Source organism: Natronobacterium haloterrestre (assembly GCF_900112205.1).
Taxonomy (GTDB): domain Archaea; phylum Halobacteriota; class Halobacteria; order Halobacteriales; family Natrialbaceae; genus Natronobacterium; species Natronobacterium haloterrestre.
In genome coordinates this window covers 50518-72501 of sequence record NZ_FOKW01000015.1, presented here as the reverse complement: position 1 = coordinate 72501, position 21984 = coordinate 50518, and the positions used below count along the sequence as shown (strand labels likewise).

The window sequence follows — 21984 nt, the reverse complement described above, 5'->3', positions numbered from 1 at the left end:
CGGTATCCTATTTGAGCTACCCACCGCTAAAGCGGTGGGATTCAGCGTGGACTCCCGTTCTGGCCGACTCATCGTCGGCAGGAGAATAGCCTCCGTTCACGTTCAACGTCCCGCTGTTCAAGCGCACGCCCAAGGGTGCGCCTCCGCCGCCCCCAGTTTGGTTGCGACGGAGATACCGTAACCCGATGTTCTTCGCAGCGTTGTAATCCGCGTGATTTTCATACCCGCACTTCAGACACTCGAAGTCTTCGTCCTCGCGGTTGTCTGGGTGCGTGAACCCACACTCAGAGCAACGCCGACTCGTGTTCTCAGGGTCAACCTGCTCGACCGTGATGCCGTATTCTTCGGCCTTGTACTCAACGTACTCGTACAGTCGGTCAAACGCCCACTTGTGACCCCACGACGCGCCAGTCCGCTCACGAATGTCGGTCAAGTCCTCGAACGCTATCACCGAACACTCGTTCTCACGAGCCTCCGCGACCAATTCGTTGCTGATGCGGTGCAGCATCAGCTTGAATCGGCCTTCCTCTTTCCGCCCGACTGACTGGATGTTCTGGTGTGCCCAGCGCGTGCCGCACTGTTGGAGCGACCCACGCCGTTTCTCGTATTCTTTGCGCCAGTGGTCGAATTCATCGCCGGTCCAGAACGTGCCTGTCGAGGCGACAGCGAGGTTGTTCACGCCGAGGTCAACCCCGAGAACCGTTCCGTTCTCGGTGGTTGCCTGTTCCGACGTGTCGGACTCCACGTCCCGCTTGCAGTGGACGTGAAGCACCCAGTCGCCGTCGTGATAGTGCAGTTCCGCACCCGTTGTTTCATACTTGTCTGAAAAGAGGTACTCCGAGTGCGGTGTCTCACTGTCCTCGTCGGGCAGAATGTAGTCGGCTTCGATACGACCGTCGGTCGTAGCGAGGCTCACGTAGTCGTCGTGGAACGTCGCGGTGCGGTGGTCGTAGACGACGTGTGGGCTGGTGAACGTCGGTTTCGACGCTTTCTTATCGTTTTTCCAGCGTGCGACGACGCTTTTGCAGGCTTCAGCGGCCTTGTTCCGAGCGGCTTGCACCAGTCCACCGTTGAAGCCGTCCGTGGCTTCTCGCACATCGTCGTAGGTCTCGTCATCCAGCGTGGTCTTGCTGGTGGTGACGTACTCGTCTTGGAAAGCGTGGTCTACGACGTACTGAGCGCACCAGAGGAACGTGTCTACGGTGTCTTCGAGGAGTGCGGCGTCGTCACTGTCTACATCGAGCGCAACGGGGACAGTACGCCGCACCTCCATATCTTATATGTAGAACGGGTTATTCTTAAAAATTAGGGAGTCGGCCTGCTACTGGAGCGTGGTTTGATTCCCAGCTGTCGGCTTCATCCCACGGCTAAAGCCGTGGGTTTTCGCCTCGTGCTTTCTATAAGCGACCCAACCACAGTGAAACTGAAACCGGCGTGGAGAGAGGCCAGATCCGTGTATGGTGGTTCAGAGGAATTCCGGCCAGTACCGTCCCTTCCACCGGCAGCGGGTACCCGCCCCCGAACAAAGGATGACACTGACTGGGCTCCATCTCTCCGTATGCACCACGATCGCATTCACGCCCGGAAGCCGACCCACGATCTCGAGCGCTGGTCGACGGGGACTATCGAATCCATCGACGAACGGGACGGGCACTGCGTCGTCACCGTGCTGGCCGAGGACGGGGAAACGGTAGAACTCACCGTCACGCTCGCGATTCGTGAGTTGGTTCTCAGCCGGTTGGATATCGACGACGGAGCGTCGCCGATCGGGGAGCGCGTCTGGTACCGGAAACGCGGCGGGTGACGCCGATCCGCTGGCCGACCGTCGAGGGTCTCGTGCGGGTCATCGGTCGACGAGTCGACCGAGCAGGCCACCCGGCAGACCGGAACGGATGATCCGATCGGCCAGCGGATCCGGCAACACGGCCGCCAGCCACGGGAGCCAGCGCGCGCGGCGCCCGACCCGGTACCGGGTGCGCGGCGAACCGGTCGTGGCAGCCTCGACGACGGTCTCGGCGACGGTCTCCGGCGGCACACTCTCCGGGCTATAGCCGTCGAACGCGGCGTACTGCTCGGCGTACGGCCCCCGGCGTCGGCGGTCGTCCTCGAGCGTCTCGGTCGCCCGCTCGTTCAACCCCGTTCTGGCGGGCCCGGGTTCGACGAGCGAGACCGTAACGCCGTGCTGGGAAACCTCGCGCCGCAATGCATCGACGTATCCGTCGAGCCCGGCCTTCGCGACGCTGTAGGGGCCGTGGTACGGCAACGCGACGGTGCCCGCGACCGAGCCGAGCGCGACGACTCGTCCTTCCCGACGGCGAAGCGTCGGCATGGCTGCGTGGACGACCGTGTGCACCCCAGTCAGGTTCGTCTCGAGATGACGACGAAACGCCGCCGGCGAGACGTCCTCGAGCGCACCGAGTTCGTACCAGCCGACCGCGGAGATTACGCAGTCGATCGGTCGATCGGCAAGGAGTTCCCGGACGGCGATTTCGTCCCGGACGTCCACCCGTACGGTTTCGACCGCATCCGGGAGGGCATCGAGTCGGTCGGGATCGCGGTCGAGGCCGAGGACGTCGTGTCCTGCCTCGGCGAGTCGCGTCGCGACAAGCCGGCCGATCCCACCACCAGCCCCGGTAAGCGTGGCGTGCATACCGTCCGGTAGACGGGCCAGCGATATTATACTAGTAATCGAGGCGACCCGTCCGGTCCCGGACCGGCGTGGCATCGGATGCACAAGCTTCGGGGCGACCGTACCATCCTCCTCCCGACCCTCTCCCGGTAGAGTAGTTTATGCTCCTCGACCGGCTAGCCTGAACGATGGTCCATCCAGCCACTCGCCGTCGCAACGCAGTCGAAGCCGACCTCGAGGATCGGGGGTTCACGCTCGAGTCCGACGGCGAGGCGACGGTCGCCGTCGACGGTCCGACGGAGGTGGCAGGCGTCGACGCGCCGCTCCATCTCGTCTATCCGGCCGACGGTTCGCCGCTGACGGTCGGGTCGAAAATCGCGACCGCCGCCCACCAGGGACACGTTCCGGTCCTCATCACCGACCAGTGGCTGGACGACGAACTGCGAGCCGTCCTGGAACCGCCGTTCCTCCTCGCGTCCAACCCCGGCGATGGCAGGCGATTTTACGACGTCGAGGGCCGGATTCGATTGACCGACGACAGCTTCGCTTGTCTCGGAACCCCCGGTCGAATCGAATGGCGGGAACCGACATCCGATACCGACGATCCCGAACTCGTTCTCGAGGCCGGCGGCGAGATCGTTGCAACTCTCGAGTCCGTCCGGGCGTTACGTTGTCCCGGCCCGGAGCCGACGGCGTTCCGGTATCGGTACAGCCGCGGCGACGACGGACACCTGTCCGTCCGCAGAGGGGCGGAAACGGTCGGACGATACACGAGCTTCCGTTCCATGCGGACGGATGGCTTTCGTCCCGTCCCCCTTCCACTGGTTCCAGAACAGTACGTGCGCCGGAACGGTCACCTCGCACGGGCGACGCTCCGGGCTGCCGTGACCGACGACGGAGTCGAATACCGCCGCTGTCGGTCCGTATAGCGAGAGCGACCCGTCCCCTCGCCGGGTGTCGGCGAGCGCTCGGCGGTGCTTCTCGAGGCGGCCCACAGCCGGGTGACGGCCGGTTCGTGAGGCCGGCGTCGTCGGGGACGCGTTGCTTTATGATCGCTCCTCTCCGTCGGTTCGTCGAACCGGATCGGTCGTGGCGGTGGTCTGAACGGCCGCATCGATGAGGTTGTCCGTCGCGCGGCGCAGGAGCTCCGAGAGGTTCTGGTGGGACGTCCCGAGTTCGTCGGCGAGTTCGCGCGTCGAAATCTCGCGGGGAACCTTGTAGTAGCCGAGTTCCTTCGCTTTGCGAAGCGCCTCGCGCTGGGCCGGCGTCAGCTTCCCACCCATGTGTCGCGGGTCGTCCGGCTGGGAGAGTTCGAGGAGCGTGAACTCGTAGTCCTCTCCGACGAGGATCGCCCGAAACGCGTCGAACTGTTCCCGAGTGCCAAAGCGGATGCGGAGCCGCCAGCCGTCAGCGGTGGCCTCCGCGTGGAGAATCGACGCTTCAGTATCCAGGTAGGCGTTGATCCGGGCTTCGATCTCGTCGCTCCACTCGAGTTGGTAGAACTTTTCGCCGCTGAACTCCGCCGTTTCGACGATTTCGTCGACGGAGGGATCGTCCGCGAGCATCGTATCGAGCTCGTCGAAGTCGACGTTACTGGCCCAGATGCAGGGCATCGTCCACTTCGTGCTGTGAGCCGCGATCCGTTGGGCCTCGATCTGCAGGTCGGATAATCGAGCAAAAGTGTCCGCCAGAGCGAGGGCGTCCAGTTCGATCCGGAAGGCCGCAAGGAGCATAGGGTACCAACGTCACCGACCGGTAAAATATGGCATGGGGTGCTCGAGTCGGGTACCCGCTTTCGAGGGCCCAGGAACTCGGATGCCGACGAGCGCCCCCCGCCGAACGATCACGGTGCCGTCCCGCCGGCCGTTTCCACCGTTGGGCCACAGATACTTGGTCCCGGTTTCCCTGGAGAGAACATGGAAACCGCCGTCGTCTGGTTCCGGGACGATCTCCGGATCACGGACAATCCGACGCTCGCCGACGCGGTCACCGCGGCGGACGAGGTCGTGCCGCTCTACGTCGTCGATCCCCGGAAGCGCGGCGAGACGGGGTACGGAACCGAAAAGATCGGGGCTCACCGCGCGAGGTTCCGCCGGGAGTCGCTGCTCGAGTTACGAGCGGGACTCCGGGAGCGTGGCGGCGACCTGTTCGTCAGACGGGGTCGACCGGAGACGGTCCTTCCCGAGGTCGCGGGTCGCGTCGACGCCGATGCCGTCTACGCACAGACGAAGCCGGCGACGGAGGAACTCGAGACCGAGGTTGGGGTTCGAGAGGCCCTTCCCGAGGACGTCTCGTTCGAGCGCCGCTGGACCCACACGCTGTATCACGTCTCTGACCTTCCGACGTCCTACGAGCGGATGCAGGATACGTTCACGCCGTGGCGCAAGGAGGTCGAACGCGAGTGTTCGGTTCGAGACCTCGTCGCGCCCCCGGACGCGGTTCCGACGCCGGACCTGCCCGCCGGCGACGTCCCGACGATGTCCGAGTACGGCCTCGAGGCGCCGACGGGCGACGACCGGGCCGTCCTGCGGTTCGAGGGCGGCGAACCGGCCGGCAAACGCCGCCTCGAGGAGTACGTCTGGGAGGGAGATCACCTGCGAGAGTACAAAGAGACGCGAAACGGGCTGCTTGGTGCGGCGTACTCCTCGAAGTTCTCGCCGTGGCTGGCGGCGGGGTGTCTCTCGCCGCGGTGGATCCACGAGGAGGTTCGTCGGTACGAGGACGAGCGGGTCTCGAACGAAGACACCTACTGGCTCGTCTTCGAACTCCTCTGGCGGGACTTCTTCCAGTTCCAGTTTTGCAAGCACGGCTCGCGGTTTTTCCACCCGAACGGGATCCGAGACGTCGAAAAAGCGTGGGAACGCGACCGCGAGGCGTTCGATCGGTGGGCGAACGGCGAGACTGGAATCCCCTTCGTCGACGCGAACATGCGGGAGCTGAATCGGACGGGATACATGTCGAACCGCGGCCGACAGAACGTCGCCTCGTTTCTCGCCGACGCGCTCGGGATCGACTGGCGCTGGGGAGCGGCGTACTTCGAGGATCGACTCGTCGACTACGACGTCGCCTCGAACTGGGGCAACTGGGCCTACCAGGCCGGCGTGGGGAACGACTCCCGGGACAACTACTTCGACGTCCTCTCCCAGGCCGAGTACTACGACCCCGACGGCGAGTACGTGACGACCTGGCTGCCCGAACTCGAGGGGCTGCCGCTCGAGGCCGTCCACAGGCCCTGGAAACTGAGCGAGGGCGAGCGAGCCGAGTACGGCGTCCGGCCGGGCGTCGACTACCCCGAGCCGATGATCGACCTCGAGGCGCGCTACGAAGACCTGGAGGGCTGATTCCCTCGGTCGGGAAATAGCGACTGGAGGGGGACGGGGCTCTCTCGCGACCGCCTACGCATTTGTGTCGGCAAGCAGTACGGTCCGGTATGTTCAGACGCGCTCGAGAGTTGGGCCCGCCCGTGCTGGTCCCGCTGGCCTGGCTGTTCGTGACGGCCGCTCACCTCGAGATCGTAACCGAGCACACGCTGTTTATCGCCCATATCGTGATGACCGTCCTCCTGATCGGCTTCGCGGCGACCGGCTACCCCGACATGCGCGACGGCGTCCTGCGGACGTGGTGGCGGATCATCGCCGCGGGATCCGCCGTCACGCTCTGTGGCGTCGTCGGCCTCGGACTCGAGCCGGCGAATCCGGCGCTGGCGGCCGTGACTCTCTACGGTTGGATGCTCCTGCCGGCGGTCGGCTTCGTCGATACCGGGCGTCGGGTTAACGAGGGAACCTGGATCTACGCCGCCGGCACTGCGGGGTGTCTACTCGGTGCGGTCCTCTACGCCGTCGGATCGCAAGGAACCGCGGTCGGCGGGCTCGTGCTCGTCGGACTCGGTCAGACGGCAGGTATCTTCGACGCGGCGCTGCGCTACTAGGTTCTGTCGGCGGCGACCGCGAATCGACGCCCGTTTCAGCCGATATCCCGGGACTGTGTGGTCGTTCCCCGTCGATCTCGGACGCGACCGGTTCCCGGAAGTTCCCGGAAACTAACCGGACCGCCGTCCGAATCGCCGTACAGCACCTGACTGGGACGGCTCACTCCCCGTTCAGCGTCCCTTTCCGGAAACGACCCGATTACACTTTTAGTACTTGCTGCAAAAGAGGACAGCCAGGAACGATGATCCGCGATGCTCGAGTCCTCCGGGCCGGGTTCGTCCCTCGAGAGGTCGAGCATCGCGACGCCGAGGTCAACCACCTCTCCAGCGTCCTCGAACCGATCACGAACGGCGAACCGGCGGAGACTGCCATCGTCACCGGGCCCAGCGGCGCGGGAAAGACCTGTCTCTCGAAGTTCGTCACCGAACGACTGCGGGAAGCAGTCCTGGACGTCGAGGTCACCTACGTGAACTGCTGGCGCAACTACACCCGGTTCCGGACGCTCTACCGGATCCTCGACGACCTCGGAACGACGATCGACATCCACCGGCAGTCGACGCCACACGACGAACTCATCGATCGACTGCAGCACCACGACGGTCCCCGAACGGTCGTCATCCTCGACGAGGCGGATCAACTCGAGGATCCGAGCGTGATCTACGACCTCCACAGCCTCCCGCAGTTCGCCATCGTCTGTATCGCGAACGAAGAGGAAGACCTGTTCAACCGGGTCGACGACAGGCTAGTGAGTCGACTCCGCTCGAGCGAACACGTCCGGATGGACAGCTACGCCGACGGACAGCTCTACGATATCCTCGACGCTCGCGCGAAGTGGGGACTCGAAGAAGCCGTCATCACCGACGAACAGCTCTATCGCATCGCTGACGCGGCCGCCGGCGACGCCCGGCTCGCGATCGGCATTCTCCGCTCGGCGGCCGGCAAGGCCGACCGCGAGAACCGCGAGCGGATTACCGACGATATCCTCCTCGCTGCAGCGGAAGACGCGCGCGCTCAAATCAAACAAAAGAGTCTGGATTCGCTCACCCCACACCAGCGAGTCGTCTACGATATCGTTCGTGACCACGGACCGCTCAGTCCGAACGAAATCCACGACCGATATACCGACGAGGTCGACGATCCGCGAACGAAACGAACCGTCCGGACCTATCTCTCGAAGATGGCCCAGTACAACCTCCTCGAGGCCGAGGGGACGAGTCGTGATCGGGAGTATTCGCTCGTCGACTCGACGGCCACTCCGGCAATTCGGTAGTCCCGGGGTATCGGGAGTAGTCGCTCGCCGATTCAGGATCCGACCGGCGAGCCAGTTCTATAGTGACAACTGAAACTGTTCGCACACCGATCGCATAGCTATCGTGCGATCGGTGCCCACTGCCTTTCAGTGGCTACTATAATTCTCTTCGGAGAGATAACTCGAGGAGGAATCTGGGTTCCCGGGTCGATCGTGTCCCGGCTCGAGATCGTTGTCGGTTACCCACTCCCATTCGGTGATCGTCGCCAGAACCTCTTTGTCCGGCTCGTCGTGGGCCGACTCGGCGTCGTGGATCGAAACGACGCGTTTCATTGGATACGGAGCGTGCCCGAGTCGATCCCCCCGCTGATACTGATGGAGATCGAACACGTAAACCCCCTCGTCGCCATCGATAACGATCGCGTTGACGCCTTTGGTCTTCAGATCGTCCAGGAAGTCTTCTGCTAACGGATAGCCGTCGTGTAACGTAGAGAAGTGTTTCTTTTCCCGAGAAATATACACTGCGCTCCGTCCGTCTGCAAGGGAGAACGTGTCAACGTTCTCTGGTTTCCCATCACCCACTCCCGACATATACGAGTTCACTACCGCCACCGGATCTTATATGTAGGCGTTCATGCAGTGTTGGCTTGAAAACAGGGGACGTTCCCTCGGCCTTTCACAGCGGTACAGCGCGGAAGCCCACCCCTTTAGGGGTGGGAGGAAGCGCGTACGCTCCGAGCAGCAAACCACCGACGATGGCAGGGCTGACTCCCCAGTGGTGGCACAGAATACATAAATAAAACATCCGTATGTGAATCTGCGATGGAGGTCAAACGCACCGTCCCCGTCAAACTCGACGTGCCCGACGAGCGACACGACGACCTCCATCAGACCATCCAACAGTTCAACACCGCCGCCAACCACACCATCGACCATGGCAGAGACGACGACGGCGACCTGATCCTCAACAAGTCCACCATCCACGACGAAGTGTACCACGACCTGCGCGACGTTACCGACCTCCCCGCGAACCTCGTGGTACGCGCCTACTCGAAAGCCGTCGAAGCGATGAAAAGCACCGTCGCTGAGTGGGAGAACGGCAACAGCCGCCCGCTCCCATCGTTCGATGAACCCTCAGCCATCTATGACAAGCGCACCCTGACCATCAAAGACGAGTACGCCACACTCTCGACGGTCAACGGGCGCGTCGAAGCCGACTTCGTGCTTGGTGAGTACCAGCGGTCGTACCTTGGAGACGACGACTACGAGAAGCGGATGGGGACACTCCACTACCGCCCCGACGAGGATGCGTTCTACCTCCACGTCGTCATCCAGAAAGAGGTAGACCAGCGCGACGGCGACCGCGTTCTCGGTGTGGATTTGAACCTGAAGAACGTCGCCGTGACCAGCACGGGACGATTCTTCGACGGCGGTGAACTGCTGTGGGGCCAGAACCACTATTTCCGCGTGAGACGGAGCCTTCAGGACAAAGGCACCCGTTCCGCTCGGCAGGCGTTACGGCGACTGTCGGGACGGGAAAACCGCTTCGTCCTGAACCGCCTGCACAACATTTCGCGTGGAGTCGTGGAGGAAGCCCTGCGACACGGCTGTTCGTACATCGCCGTCGAAGACCTGACCCACATCCGCGAGCGAATGGATGCCCGCGACGACCAGTTGAAGCGGCAGATGCATAACTGGGCGTTCCGCGAACTCCAAGAGCAAATCGCGTACAAGGCCGCCGAGTACGGCATCCGCGTCGAGTCGGTCAATCCTGCGTTTTCCTCGCAGACCTGCTCGAAGTGCGGCCACCAGTCCAGCACGAACCGTGATAGTAAGACGGGCTGGTTCGCGTGCAACGAGTGTGGGTACGAGGTGGACGGCGACTACAACGCGGCGAAAAACGTCGGCCTCCGTCTGTTAGCTTTACCATCGGGCAAACGTCCCGATGGGTTGGGCAACGGTCAGCTTGCCCTGAAGTCGGGGACGTTGAACGTGAGCGACGTGTCCAACGTCCACTCCAGCTTGGAGTTTGAACGGGAGTCCACCGACAAGCCCACCGCTTCAGCGGTGGGTAGTTGACACCCTTGATAGCTTGACGGTGACGGTGAGGAGGGAGCCGACGACTTCCGAGGATCGACGATTCAGGAACCGTTCCCGGAAACGGTCCTCGTGGTGGGTATCCCCCGCCGAACGCCGGATTCTCCCCAGAGAGTTGTCTTTCCTGAAACGCGGAAACGACACGCCTCGGCTTATCGGGTGTGTGGGCGTCTAGTCGCGTATGGCCGCGTACTCCCAATCGGAATCGAATCGGATGACAGTCGATGGACCGACCCGGGACGCCGATCGCAACCGGAACCTCGTCGATCGGGCCGATCCGGCCACCGACGGGATGCTTTTCCCCCGGCTTTCGAACGGGATCACGCTCCTCGATGTAGCCGGTGGGCGCGGCGTCCAACTCCTGCAGTCTTTCGTCCTCGACCACCTCCTTCTCAACGAGGGGCCCGCTTTCTGGATCGACGCGGACGGCCACGCGACGACGACTTCGATCGCCCGGATCGCACCGAGCAGACGGTTACTCGACCGGATCCACGTCGCCCGTGGGTTCACCGCCTACCAGCACTACGGGGCGGTCCGTGACCTCCCGACGGCGGTAAACCGATCCATCCAGCGATCGGCGACCGACGCCGATCCTCGAGACCGATCGCCGTCTAATCGGAGTGAGACATCGTCTCCACACACCCCGTCTCTCGTCGTCGTTCCTGCAGTCGACGTCCAGTACCGGGCCAGTGATTCCCTCACCGGAGAAAGGGCGGAGACCCTCCAGGCACGGACGCTCGCACGACTGGGGAGCTACGCCGACGGGTACGACGTTCCGGTCCTCGTCACACGCAGCAAGCGCGACGAGTTCTCGAGGCCGGTCGAGACGGCAGCCGACCGTCGCATAGAATGCGAACGAACGAAACTGGGGCCGCGGTTCGTGGGCGAGGATTTCGAGACGATCGTCTATCCGGTCGACGACGGCGCGTACTACCAGACGACGTTCGCCTACTGGCGACGGGTACTCGAACTCCGTGCACGACAGGTCGGCCTCGAGCCGACCACCGAGCCGTCGACGGGAGGCCCGGACGCCGTCGGGGTGGGGTCGGGAACGGGGACGGACTCGACAGCCCACAGTGCAACCCCGCTGCTCGAGACATGGACCGCCGCCGACACAGGGGGGCGATAACGATGGGCCGAACCAACCCGACGTACCGGGACGCGCTGCGGGCCATCGAGGAGCGCTGGGCGGACTTTCGCCGTGCCCTTCGGCGTCGCGATCAACCGCGCTTCGACCGACTGTTCGAGTACGCCCGGGAACACGCCGACGCGAGCGGGTTACTGAACCACCGGAACCCCCTCCTGCCCGCTCTCCTCAGCATCGACCTCGAGCAGGAGGCCCGTCTCGACGAGTACGAAAAGCGACTCGAGAAACTCGAGGCCGCACTCGACGACGGCGACGACCGGGAAGACACCGCGTGTGAGCCGCAGCCGTAACATGCCGTTCACGATCGACTTCCTCGACGACGGCCGCGTACTCGAGTGGGAAGCGACCGCCGACGGTGCCGTCGCGACCGAGCGCGACGACTATACGCCGCGCTTCTTCGTCGCCCCTCGCTCCCCGGAAACCGACGTCGACCTCGCGGAACTGCGGACGACGTATGACCGACACCCGGAGGTCGTTTCGACCGAGATCGTTACGCGACGGCCGGCCTTTCGACGGGGAGAAGAGCCGGTCCTCGCGGTCGACGTCGCCCACGTCGACCGAGTGACTCGGATCGCCCGACGGGCCCGCCAGCTGTCCGCATATCCAGTCGGGGACCTCACGTGCTTCAACGTCGACTTTTCGCGGGAGTTCCGCTACTGTCTGGAGAACGGGCTCGACCCGACGCCAGCGAGGGAGTTGTCGACGCTCCGGCTCGAGGTTCCGGTACCCGAAACGGGCAGTGAGGTATACACGGAGCTGTCCATCGACGGCGAGACCGTCACCGGGTCGCCGGGGGGAATCCTGTCCGCAGTCCAGGCGGCGCTCGATGCCCAGGATCCGGACGTCCTCGTCTGTTCGACCGCCGAGATCGTCCCGACGCTACACGGGATGGCCGCGGCTGCCGACGTCGACGTCGACGTCGACGAGTTCACGCTGAGTCGCTGGCCCGACGTCGACTACCAGCAACTCGCGAACCGGTCGACGTACTCGAGTTACGGTCGGGTCGGGCATTCGCCGGCCCGGTACAACGTTCCGGGACGAGCGATCGTCGACGAGTCGAACACCTTCTTCTACGGCGAGACGAACCTCCAGGGGGTTCTCGACCTCGTGTCGCGCTCGGGGAAACCGGTACAGGAACTCGCGTGGGCGTCGATCGGGAACGTGCTCACCGCGATCCAGATCCGTGAAGCCCACGACCGTGGCGTCCTCGTGCCGTGGAACTCCTGGCGACACGAGTTCTACAAACCGATGGGAACGCTCCACGACGCCGACCGCGGCGGATTCGTCTTTGCGCCGGACGTCGGACTGCACGAGGACGTCCACGAACTGGATTTCTCGAGTTTGTATCCGAACATCATCTGTACGCGCAACGTCTCTCCGGACGTCATCCGCTGTGAGTGTCACGATCGCGACGACGTACCCGGGCTCGGCTACTCGATCTGCGACGACCGGGGCTATCTCGTCGACGTGCTCGAACCGATCGTCGACGCGCGTGACGAGATCAAGGCCGCGATCCGTCACGAACGGCAACGCGACGAGCCCGACCGGCAACGGCTCGAGGAACTCGAAGGCCAGTCGGGGGCACTGAAGTGGATCCTCGTCGCCTGTTTCGGGTACCAGGGGTTCAGCAACGCGAAGTTCGGCCGGATCGAGTGCCACGAGGCGATCAACGCGTACGCCCGCGAGATCCTGTTGACGGCCAAGCGACGCCTGGAAGCCGGCGGGTGGCGCGTCGTCCACGGGATCGTCGATTCGATCTGGGTGACGCCGGACCCGGACGTCGACGATACCGAGCGGACGGATCTCGAGACGCTCGCGACGGCGGTTACGGAGGCCGTCGACGTCCGACTCGAACACGAAGCCCACTACGACTGGGTCGCGTTCGTTCCCCAGCGCGAGAGTGCGGCCGGCGCACTGACGAAGTACTTCGGCAGAGTCGCCGGCGAGGACGAGTTCAAGATCAGAGGAATCGAGGCCCGACAGCGGTCGACGCCGGAGTTCATCGCGGACGTCCAGCGGGAGTGTCTCGAGCGATTCGATGTGACCCGGTCACCTGAAGCCGTCCTCGTCTGCCTCGAGGACGCACTCGAGCGACTTCACGCCGGCACAGTCCCGACCGACCGACTCGTCGAACGGAACCGGGTCTCCAAACCGCTCGAGGGATACACGCAGAACACCCGGAACGTGGCCGCGCTGAAACGTACACGGGAGCAGGATATTGCCGTCCATCCCGGGCAAACTATCGAGTACGTGGTCGTCGACGACGAGAAGACCTCTCGAGAGCGGGTTGCGCTGGCCCACGAAGCGGTCGAGTCGTACGATCCGTCGTACTACGAGACGCAACTCGTCCGAGCCGTCGAGAGCGTGCTTTCGCCGCTGGGATGGGACCGGACGGACATTCGACGGGCACTCGCGGAGACTCGAGAGCCGGAATTGTCCGATTTCCATCGGGACGAGGATTCGGGGTGAACGCTGCCCTCTTCAGCGAGTCGGTGACGCGTCCCCTCTGGAGCCGGTGAGAATCGCCCTCGGAGACGGATAGTTGAATCAGCCTTTCTTTTACAGGCTGTCGAGGCGAATGCCACGGGGCTTGACCCCGTGGATGAAGCCGACAACTCGTGAACCAAACCAATAAGTCGAAACATACCAATAATCACGGTACAGCGATGTGGTACGACTACCGCTTCCGCGCCTATCTTGACCGAACAGGTGTAACTCCGGAAGTGGAACGCCACATCGACATTCATCGCCAAGCCTACAACCCACCCGCTACGAATACAACGCCCTCGACACTGACGAGGACAACATCGGTTCGGCGTACCAACACCAGAAGCGACTCACTGAGTGGAAAGACAGGTGGCCCGTCTTCGCAGACGTTCACTCGAAGGCGTTGCAGAAGACCGTCGAACGCTTCTACGACAACCTCAGCAACCTCTCAGACAAGAAAGAAAAGGGCTACAAGGTCGGTGAACTTCGGTGGAAGTCACCGCGAGAATATCAGAGCATGACGTACTCGCAGTCTGGCTTCGAACTCAAAAACACGAGTGGTCGGACTGCAACGCTCTGGCTCTCCAAAATCGGTGACATCCCCATCCGCTACCACCGCGAAATCCCCGACAACGCCACCATCAAAGAAGTCACGCTGAAGAAAGAGACGACAGGTGAATGGTACGTCACATTCGGCCTCGAACTCGAAGAAACCGCACCCCCCGAGAAACCCGACGTGGATGACTTGGATGTAGAGGATTGCGTTGGCATCGACATCGGCATCCAGAACTACATCTACACGAGCGATGGCGACAGCGTGGACTGGCTTGACCTCACCGACGAGTACGACCGCTTGCGCCGCGAGCAACGCAGTCTCTCCCGCAAGGAACACGGGAGCAACAACTGGGAGAAACAACGGCGCGAGGTCGCCAAGGTCAAGCGTCGAATCAAGCGGAAGGTTGAGGACTTCCAGCACAAGCTCACGACGTGGCTCGGCAAGACGTATGACGCCGTGTTCGTTGAAGACTTGAACGTCTCAGGGATGCTTCAACAGCGTGGGAATGCGCGGAACAAGCAGGACGCTGCGTGGCGTGGGTTCATCGAGATGCTGGAGTACAAAGGCGACCTGTACGGCACGCACGTCGTCCAAGTGAACCCTGCGGGGACGACCAAAGAGTGCGCTGAGTGTGGTGTCGAAACGGAGAAGCCGTTGTGGGTGCGGGAACACTCGTGCCCGTCGTGTGGGTTTGAGGCGGACAGGGACGCGAATGCGTCATACAACGTTCTTGCTCGTGGTCTTCAGGAGCTAGGTCTGGGACAGGCCGAATCTACGCCCGTGGAGACTGCGACCGCTGTGGGGACTGACGGAGCAGGGTCTTCGTCGGTTCCTGCAAGTCGCGTCATCGAAACGGGAAGCCTCGGGGCTTGACCCCGAGGCCGTTCACATGGGGTATTTGTTGTCAGGAGTCGAGCACGTTTCGAACGGCGGCAACCCGTTCGGTGAATGCGGGATCCGTCCGGGACCGGGGTCGCTCTAGTTCGATATCGATGCTCGCAGCGAGTCCCGGACCACTGTCTCGACGCATCACCAGCACTCGATCGGCGAGTGCGACGGCCTCGGGAATCTCGTGTGTGACGAACACGATGGTCTTCCCGGTTCGTCGCCAGATATCGAGTAGTTCCGTCTGTAACCGGTTTCGGGTCCGGGCATCGATACTCCCGAACGGTTCGTCCATCAGGAGAACGGCCGGATCGACCGCGAGCGCCCGTGCCACTGCAACTCGCTGTTTCATACCGCCGGACAGCTCCTTCGGATACGCGGTCTCGAACCCGTCCAGCCCGACCAGATCGATCAATCCCGCCACTCGCGCCGTACAGTCGGCACACTCACAGGCCGGTCGATCGAGGCCGAACCGGACGTTCTCCTCGACGGTCCGCCACGGGAAGAGGCTGTACTCCTGAAAGACCATGCCGCGATCGATTCCGGGTTCTTCGACCGGCTCACCGTCCACGAGTACCTCGCCGCTCGTTGGCTCCTCGAATCCGGCGAGGATCCGCAGGAGCGTCGTTTTCCCACAGCCCGACGGACCGACGAGACAGACGAACTCCCCACTCTCGACGTCGAAATTCACCGCCGAAAACGCCTGGATCTCCTGTGTACCATCGTAGACCTTTTCCAGATCACGAACACGTACCCTGCTCATGGTTGCCACTCGAGGAGTCGTCGCTCTGCCCTCCGGTACAGGACGTCGAGTCCGATGTGGACGGAGCTAATCACCAGCATGTACGCGACGCTGGTCGCCATCGCGAGGTTGTTGGCCGCGTTGATGATCTCGAAGCCGACGCCCGGCGCCCCGAACAACTCCGCGCCGACGACGATCATCAGACACCGCCCCAGGCTCGTCCGGAACGCCGTCAGGATCGACGGCAACGCCGCCGGGACGACGACGAGTCGGATCATACCGAAATCCGATCGGGTCCCGAGCGATTCGGCCACCTCCAGCAAGTGGTCGGGAACGTCCCGAACGCCATCGTAACCTCCGTAGAAGTTGATCCAGAACGCGCCGATACCGACGATAAAGACCGCACCGCCGTGACCGATGCCGAACCACACGATCGCGAAAACGATCCATGCCAGCGGCGGGATCGGACGTAACACCCGCACCGCGGGTGTCAGGAGGTCATCGAGCCGTTCGTCCCAGCCCATCGCCACGCCGGTCCCCGCACCGAGAACTGCGCCGACCGCGAGTCCGGGAACGTAGTGAGCGAACGTCTGACCGAGTTTGAGTATCGCCCGCGGGAGATCGGTCCGGAAACCCAAAGTCACCAACGGCTCGGTCGCCCTGAACTCGGTCACGAGCGCCGCTGCGACGGCTCGTGGACCGGGAATCAAGTATCCCGGCGAGACGGAGGCCGCGGCGATTGCCCACAACCCGGTCAATGCCAGTGTCCCGACGAGCCCGAATCCGATCCGCCGCACGGTTTCCCACTCGAGATGTTCGGAGACTGCGGTGGTGACCGCGTTTGCGTCCTGGAGACTCATTCGACCGTATCGTAAGGAGCGAAGTCGAACAGGTCGTTCTCGGAGACCGGTTCGTCGACGTTCCCGACACCCGCGACGAACTCCGACATCTCGACGGTCGGCGTCGCGATCGTTCGCGGGTTCGACAGGAAGTCGGCGGCCGGGGAGTCGAGCGCCCGCTCGGCGGTCTCTCCGTCGATCCCGGAACCGATCACCGACGCAGCGGCCTCCGCGGTCCGACTCGGATCGGACTCGATAACGTCCGTCGCCGCTGCGTGTCCGTCGACGAGTTCCACCGTCGTCTCATCCGGGACGCGGTCGTGAACGAACAACGCAGTAACGGGATGATCCGGGAGAACGTCGCCGGACCACCGGAGCGCTTCTGCTCCCGCCTCGAGCATGGCCGTCGCAAATGGCTCCTGGATGACGGTCGCGTCGATATCACCGCCAGCGAGCGCCTCGGGTGCATTGGCTGGTGGGACCGTCCGCTTGTCGACGACGTCGACGGTATCCTCGTAGCCGTGATCCGCCTCGATCCAGTACCGGAGGAGAATGTCCGGGACACTGCCGTCGGGTGGGGCAGCGATCCGTGGGCGGCGGCCTTCTTCGGCTTCGAACGTCTCGAACGTGCCCGTACCCTCCGCATCGTAGCGTCGAGCGAACGTCTCGGTTCCCACGATCCGGAACCCGTTGCGACTGTTGGCCGTGACGATCGCGGCGTCGACACCCTGATCGACGAGCACCATCGCGGGCGTGACGCCGAAGAATGCGGCATCGATATCACCCGCCGCGTACGCGGTCACGACGTCAGGACCGCTGGCGAAGCGCTCGATATTCACAGTCGCATCGAGCTCGTCGTAGATACCCTCGGCTTCCATAACGTAGTGATGCATGTTGGGATAGATCGGGACGTACGCGACTGTGAGTGAGGGAGAGTCGCTGCTCAGACAACCCGCCAGCCCACCGATCATTCCGGCACCGATACCACAACAGAAGTCTCGCCGAGTCATACCGCTCATCACTATATTATCCAAACCCCTCTATTAATAATTCTTGCTAAAACTTACTCTTCCAATATTAAAAGTGACCATGTCCGTGCGACCGATTATCCGAAGCGGGAACGCAACAGCCCGCGTACTGAATCGATCTTTCGATCTCTGACCAGTGAACCGCTCGAGATTGCTGGAGCGAAAGCGATCGGTCGCTGTCGAGACGGCAGCAAGGCGGCAGTGTACCCGTGGTTCGGATAAGTATATCTCACAGTCAGTGAGACAGGGAAGGTCAAGTTTGACAAGAGGTATTGGGGCTCCGGCTCGGATGTCGAAAACGAGATACCGAACGAGTGACCTCAACGGCTCTTTCGGCCCGCATTTTCCAGCAGGTAGGACGAACAGTGATTTTCGTACTGACTGATGGTTTTCTCCGTATCTCGACTTTCGTATACTGGTGTGCGGGCTTGCCAATCACAGTCACGGACTTATCATTGTCACAGTTCGACTTCCATCATATGACGGGAGAGGATGGGAAACGAGACGGGGAGGACGTGCCCGCACCACTGGAGAGAGGGTATTCCAATTCCCTGGATGAATCCTTTCGTCTCCTCGCAAACTATCGGCGACGATGTATCCTTCACTGCCTCCGGAAAAATCACTCGCTGACGGTTTCGGAAACTGCTCGGCAGATCGCAGCGTGGGAACGGGACTGCCCACTCGAGGACGTTTCACAAGAAGCGATCAGACAGATCACGACGAATCTCTACCATACGCACCTCCCAAAACTAGAGAACGCGAATCTGGTCGAGTTCGATCCCTCCTCGAAACGAATCAAAGCCTGCGAACTCCCCTCCTTTATTGCGACCGCTCTCGAGCTCTGTGCCTGGGAGGATTACGGGGATAACTCCCACCGTAACTGAACGGTATCTCAATGTCCTTTCACTAGCCTGGATTGCCACACTGGACACGACCGGTCTGTCCTGCCACTGTGAGTTCTCGACGTCGATCTCGAGGGTGGATCAGTCGGGGCTCACCTATCCGTCTGTTGATTAGGCTTGGCCTCGTTCGGAAGTGTTCTGTTTCACCACTCGGGCCGGGTTCGGTAGGTTGGATAGGGGAGCCAGATGGAATAGGTGCAGTATCTGCAACAGTAACAATAGGCAGTATAGGTGCGATAGCTACAATAGCTAAAATAGGTACAATAGGCGTGGTAGCCGAAATAGGTAAAATAGCTACAACATGCGGAATAGGTAATTCACCTACTGCACCTAAGCTACCTATTACAAGCTCCTACGGTAGAGATAAGTACGACAAGTTAAACATACGAAACGTCCGCTGAGACGGAAATTGTCGGAAGAATAGGCACCTATTGAAGCCACAATAGGCACCTATTGCGGTCTGCGGCGGACGGAGTTACATACTATGGGAGCCACAGACGAGCCACGCGCTGTAAGCGTCGTCATCCTCAAAGGCGGTGTCGGCAAATCAACGACCTCGATCAACCTGGCCCGACAGCTCGCCGAACGGGGCGATACGCTCTTTGCGGATCTCGACCCGAACGGGCACGCGACAAACGGCCTAGGATTCGAAGACGCGTATGGGGCGGACCTCGATCTCGGCGATGTTCTCCTCGAGGGCGATGCCACCCCGAACGACCTGATCCGTGAGACTGAACACGGATTCGACCTGCTTCCGTCTTCGAATACGCTCGAGGACGTCGAGAACGACCTCGCCGGCGCGATGCAGGGATCCGCACGAATCAAATCAAAGGTCGTGGATCCGCTGCTCGGCGACGTCTACGACTACATTGTGTTCGACTGCCCAGCATACCCCGGAATGCTGAACAACAACGCCCTGGTCGCGACGGGCAACGTCATGATCCCCATCGAACCGGGCTCGAGCGCGATCGGCGGCTACAAGCGAACGATGGAGCGGCTGATCGAACCGGCACGTGAGTATATCGACGTCGACGTTCTCGCAGTCGTTCCCAACAAACTCGAGGATCGGATCGATCAACGGACCGAAGATCGAGAGCTGCTGGAGAACCTGAATACCGCCAGTTACGAGGTCAATCCGGGCCAACCACTGCAGGAGGCAGTTCCGGACTTCGCTCGAATCACAGCTGAAACGTTCGAGCAGATCGACGCAGGTGAAATCGATACGCCCAAGCCGGGAATCAGGTATCGCTCGTCGCTTTCCCGGTCGCTCCAGCACAACCAGCCGCTACAGGACTACGATCCGGAAAGCGATCAGATCCCCTGTTACGAAGAACTGGCCGCGATCGTTACGAACGGAGGGATCGAACGATGAGCAATCCGTTCGACGACCTCGAAAGCGGAACGGAATCCGGGGACGACGAAGACTCGTCCGCCTCGGGTAAATCGGGCAGACGATCGACGGAGTCCACGACACAGGAGACGACCACATCCACGCTGTCGCCGAGCGACGAGGAAACGACCGGTGAAAGCGAGGCATCGGCCGATCCCGCAGAGACGGGACCGGCGTTCGAGTACAGCGAAGTGCGACAAAAGCCGCTGTACGCGAAAGACGAGGAATGGTCCCAGTTCGAAAAGAACGTTCGAACGACTATCGGCCCGCGACTTGCCCAGGCGGACGTCGTGGACGAAGCGACGAGGGAAATCCACAACGCCGTTCTGAAACTCGCCAACGAGCAACCGGACCGTGTAGCCGAGTTACTGCTCGAAGAGCGGCGATCGCAGTAACGTACCCCGACCGTTCGTCCCTCGAGTCGATCACGAGACAGTCGGTTTCCGTAGCGCGTCGAAGGGGATCGACCTATCGACGAAGCGCCAAGTAAGCGCGACTTCTTTATTATCGTTCGCTGCATGGAGTACGTAGTCGAACAGCGGGATGGCACCGACTGGGCGACACCCATCGAGAAACCATATGTCTGCAGATAGCAACACCGGGGACCCTTCGTTCGAAGACGAACTCGAGACGGTGATTCTCACTGCGTTCGCTCGTGGGGACGCAATCGAAGGGCAGTGGGACATCGAGGTGCCAGTTTCATCGGCACCAGACTGGACGATTACGGTCGAGAAACGGCTGAGCGAGGCGGACTCCCCCCACGAGCCCACGTTCCTCGACGACTGAGCGACCGCTATCCTAACGGGACTCACCCAACAGAATCCGGTCCCTGACGGTTTGATTTCTTTTGATATCGACCGGTAGAAATAGCTATACTATGTGGCGCTAATGGTGACCTGTACTCTGCTGAAGTCGCCGGCTGAGAGAACGTAGACTTCCGACGCGTAGGCGAAGTACGGAGACGACATGACGCCACAAGCCCGCACCCCAGACGATACGGACCCAGGGACGGACGAGATTCCCCCGACGACGTTGTTCGCGATGTTCGCCAATGAGCGACGCCAACAGATACTGGCCTATCTGACACGACGACCTGGCGACGTTCTCCTCGGAGACCTCGCCGAATACATCGCGATCAATGAGGGAAACGCTACACAAGAGTGGTACGAACGGATCTGTACAGATCTCTACCATTCGCATTTGCCACAGATGCGTGCTTGTGGTCTCGTGACATACGATCTGGAGACGGAAGCCATCTCACTGAGCGTCGAGCGAGGGGTACTGGCCCCGTACCTCGAACTCACGACCAGCGTTTGAACGCGGTCGACTCCCGAGCCCCCATCAAAACGGTCTCGCCTCACTGACCGTGGAGTTTCCCCCGTAGAACGGGGTTCGTTTCTCGAAACGTGGCTTTCTGTACGCCGTCGATGGTGGTGGTGGTGGTTCTCCGTTTCCAGAGGAGAGCTGATACGTCTCGAGAAAGTTACTAGATACTACTATTGTGATGGAAGACCGAGGTGGCAGCAAGGGCTGAAACGAGCGAACATGCCAGCCGATCAATCGGAGACGGACGACTATATCGAATATCCCGATCAGGAGCGCCGGCGGTCTCCGCAAGGCGGGTGTGAAGTGTGTGGTTCAGCACAGTCCCTTCGGGAGTATTCGCTCGGTCCGCCGTCGAAAGACGACGCGACGGTCGTGTTGTGCTCGACCCACTATCAGGTCGCCGCGATGCTCGGTGGATCCCGGTATCTCGATGCAACTGCAACGGATTACGATCTCCAGGAGACACAAAAGGTCACAGTGCGTGTCCCGAAAGCACTGATCGAAAGTGCGGACTCTGCGGCCGAACAGCAGGGACAGACCCGGAGCGAATTCGTTCGTGATGGGATACAGATGGCTATCGAGTTGCAGGACGTGGACGACGCTTTCGAAGACATTCTGGTCCAGGCGATCACGTCGTCGAACGACGCCGATCCGGAGGCGTCCGGTTCGGAATCGGAGTCGGAATCTGAACCAGAACCGGACGTCGAATTCCTCAAGGAGCGGATTCGGAGACTCGAGTCCCTGCTCGAAGACAGCCTCGATAAGATCTAATTCACCT

The 21984-nt window shown here is 61.8% G+C and carries 22 protein-coding genes and 2 pseudogenes; 17 read left to right on the top strand and 7 right to left on the bottom strand.

The window, feature by feature from the left end; all coding sequences use genetic code 11:
* Positions 1-16: 16 nt before the first annotated feature.
* Positions 17-1273, bottom strand: coding sequence for an RNA-guided endonuclease InsQ/TnpB family protein (locus tag BM113_RS20460; protein WP_089789832.1), 1257 nt, complete (start codon positions 1271-1273; stop codon positions 17-19).
* 285 nt (positions 1274-1558) lie between these two features.
* Here BM113_RS20460 and BM113_RS20455 point away from each other — a divergent pair, with 285 nt between their 5' ends.
* A complete protein-coding gene (locus BM113_RS20455; RefSeq protein ID WP_089789831.1) occupies positions 1559-1804 on the top strand; it encodes a DUF7861 family protein in 246 nt (81 codons plus the stop codon).
* A 39-nt stretch (positions 1805-1843) separates the two neighbouring features.
* On the opposite strand, the gene BM113_RS20450 is transcribed toward BM113_RS20455, so the two are convergent.
* Positions 1844-2650 carry an SDR family NAD(P)-dependent oxidoreductase gene (locus BM113_RS20450; protein WP_089789830.1) on the bottom strand — a complete coding sequence of 269 codons (807 nt, stop codon included), beginning with the start codon at positions 2648-2650 and terminating at the stop codon, positions 1844-1846.
* Between the two features lie 167 nt (positions 2651-2817).
* On the opposite strand from BM113_RS20450, the gene BM113_RS20445 reads away from it, so the two are divergent.
* Positions 2818-3558, top strand: coding sequence for a hypothetical protein (locus BM113_RS20445; RefSeq protein ID WP_089789829.1), 741 nt, complete (start codon positions 2818-2820; stop codon positions 3556-3558).
* A 117-nt stretch (positions 3559-3675) separates the two neighbouring features.
* On the opposite strand, the gene BM113_RS20440 is transcribed toward BM113_RS20445, so the two are convergent.
* Positions 3676-4362 carry a helix-turn-helix domain-containing protein gene (locus BM113_RS20440; protein WP_089789828.1) on the bottom strand — a complete coding sequence of 229 codons (687 nt, stop codon included), beginning with the start codon at positions 4360-4362 and terminating at the stop codon, positions 3676-3678.
* Positions 4363-4545: 183 nt separating this feature from the next.
* Between BM113_RS20440 and BM113_RS20435 the strand changes: the two genes are divergently transcribed.
* The 3 genes from BM113_RS20435 (at position 4546) to BM113_RS20425 (ending at position 7828) form a co-directional block, all read left to right on the top strand.
* Positions 4546-5970, top strand: a complete 1425-nt coding sequence (locus BM113_RS20435) for a DASH family cryptochrome (RefSeq protein WP_089789827.1) — start codon at positions 4546-4548, stop codon at positions 5968-5970.
* An 89-nt stretch (positions 5971-6059) separates the two neighbouring features.
* On the top strand, positions 6060-6557 hold the full coding sequence (locus BM113_RS20430) for a hypothetical protein (protein WP_177209242.1): 498 nt from the start codon (positions 6060-6062) through the stop codon (positions 6555-6557).
* A gap of 242 nt (positions 6558-6799) precedes the next feature.
* Positions 6800-7828, top strand: coding sequence for a Cdc6/Cdc18 family protein (locus BM113_RS20425; protein WP_089789825.1), 1029 nt, complete (start codon positions 6800-6802; stop codon positions 7826-7828).
* Positions 7829-7954: 126 nt separating this feature from the next.
* On the opposite strand, the gene BM113_RS22770 is transcribed toward BM113_RS20425, so the two are convergent.
* Complete coding sequence (locus BM113_RS22770; RefSeq protein WP_245758135.1) at positions 7955-8398, bottom strand: hypothetical protein; 444 nt, start codon at positions 8396-8398, stop codon at positions 7955-7957.
* Between the two features lie 231 nt (positions 8399-8629).
* Between BM113_RS22770 and BM113_RS22070 the strand changes: the two genes are divergently transcribed.
* The 5 genes and pseudogenes from BM113_RS22070 (at position 8630) to BM113_RS20395 (ending at position 14967) form a co-directional block, all read left to right on the top strand.
* Entirely contained in the window at positions 8630-9886 is a 1257-nt protein-coding gene (locus BM113_RS22070) for an RNA-guided endonuclease InsQ/TnpB family protein (RefSeq protein WP_143095877.1), read from the top strand.
* A 232-nt stretch (positions 9887-10118) separates the two neighbouring features.
* Positions 10119-11033 carry a hypothetical protein gene (locus tag BM113_RS20410; RefSeq protein WP_245758134.1) on the top strand — a complete coding sequence of 305 codons (915 nt, stop codon included), beginning with the start codon at positions 10119-10121 and terminating at the stop codon, positions 11031-11033.
* A 2-nt stretch (positions 11034-11035) separates the two neighbouring features.
* Complete coding sequence (locus BM113_RS20405; RefSeq protein ID WP_089789822.1) at positions 11036-11341, top strand: DUF8156 family protein; 306 nt, start codon at positions 11036-11038, stop codon at positions 11339-11341.
* Between the two features lies 1 nt (position 11342).
* A complete protein-coding gene (locus BM113_RS20400; RefSeq protein WP_089789821.1) occupies positions 11343-13520 on the top strand; it encodes a type B DNA-directed DNA polymerase in 2178 nt (725 codons plus the stop codon).
* 197 nt (positions 13521-13717) lie between these two features.
* A pseudogene (locus tag BM113_RS20395) lies at positions 13718-14967 on the top strand (RNA-guided endonuclease InsQ/TnpB family protein).
* A 31-nt stretch (positions 14968-14998) separates the two neighbouring features.
* On the opposite strand, the gene BM113_RS20390 reads toward BM113_RS20395, so the two are convergent.
* Genes BM113_RS20390 through BM113_RS20380 form a run of 3 tightly spaced genes read right to left on the bottom strand, consistent with a single transcriptional unit; the run spans position 14999 to position 17570 of the window.
* The gene (locus BM113_RS20390) at positions 14999-15742 is read right to left on the bottom strand and encodes an ABC transporter ATP-binding protein (protein WP_089789820.1); all 744 of its coding nucleotides are present in this window, start codon (positions 15740-15742) and stop codon (positions 14999-15001) included.
* Positions 15739-16581, bottom strand: coding sequence for an ABC transporter permease (locus BM113_RS20385; protein ID WP_089789819.1), 843 nt, complete (start codon positions 16579-16581; stop codon positions 15739-15741). Before BM113_RS20385 ends, BM113_RS20390 begins: the two co-directional genes overlap by 4 nt.
* On the bottom strand, positions 16578-17570 hold the full coding sequence (locus tag BM113_RS20380; protein ID WP_245758133.1) for an ABC transporter substrate-binding protein: 993 nt from the start codon (positions 17568-17570) through the stop codon (positions 16578-16580). The genes BM113_RS20385 and BM113_RS20380 overlap by 4 nt, the downstream gene beginning before the upstream one ends.
* A gap of 497 nt (positions 17571-18067) precedes the next feature.
* Here BM113_RS20380 and BM113_RS20375 point away from each other — a divergent pair, with 497 nt between their 5' ends.
* The 7 genes and pseudogenes from BM113_RS20375 to BM113_RS22765 all read left to right on the top strand — a co-directional run bounded on the left by BM113_RS20375 (position 18068) and on the right by BM113_RS22765 (position 21977).
* Positions 18068-18472 (top strand): DUF7344 domain-containing protein, encoded by a 405-nt coding sequence (locus BM113_RS20375; RefSeq protein WP_245758132.1) that lies wholly within the window; start codon positions 18068-18070, stop codon positions 18470-18472.
* Between the two features lie 502 nt (positions 18473-18974).
* The gene (locus BM113_RS20370; protein ID WP_089789817.1) at positions 18975-19862 is read left to right on the top strand and encodes a ParA family protein; all 888 of its coding nucleotides are present in this window, start codon (positions 18975-18977) and stop codon (positions 19860-19862) included.
* Positions 19859-20275, top strand: a complete 417-nt coding sequence (locus tag BM113_RS20365; protein WP_089789816.1) for a DUF7970 domain-containing protein — start codon at positions 19859-19861, stop codon at positions 20273-20275. Before BM113_RS20370 ends, BM113_RS20365 begins: the two co-directional genes overlap by 4 nt.
* Before the next feature lie 184 nt (positions 20276-20459).
* Entirely contained in the window at positions 20460-20666 is a 207-nt protein-coding gene (locus tag BM113_RS20360) for a hypothetical protein (protein ID WP_089789815.1), read from the top strand.
* A 180-nt stretch (positions 20667-20846) separates the two neighbouring features.
* Positions 20847-21197 (top strand): DUF7344 domain-containing protein, encoded by a 351-nt coding sequence (locus BM113_RS20355; protein ID WP_089789814.1) that lies wholly within the window; start codon positions 20847-20849, stop codon positions 21195-21197.
* Between the two features lie 228 nt (positions 21198-21425).
* A pseudogene (locus BM113_RS22965) lies at positions 21426-21773 on the top strand (ribbon-helix-helix domain-containing protein); the annotation flags it as partial.
* Positions 21774-21776: 3 nt separating this feature from the next.
* Positions 21777-21977 (top strand): hypothetical protein, encoded by a 201-nt coding sequence (locus BM113_RS22765; protein WP_245758131.1) that lies wholly within the window; start codon positions 21777-21779, stop codon positions 21975-21977.
* Positions 21978-21984: the final 7 nt, after the last annotated feature.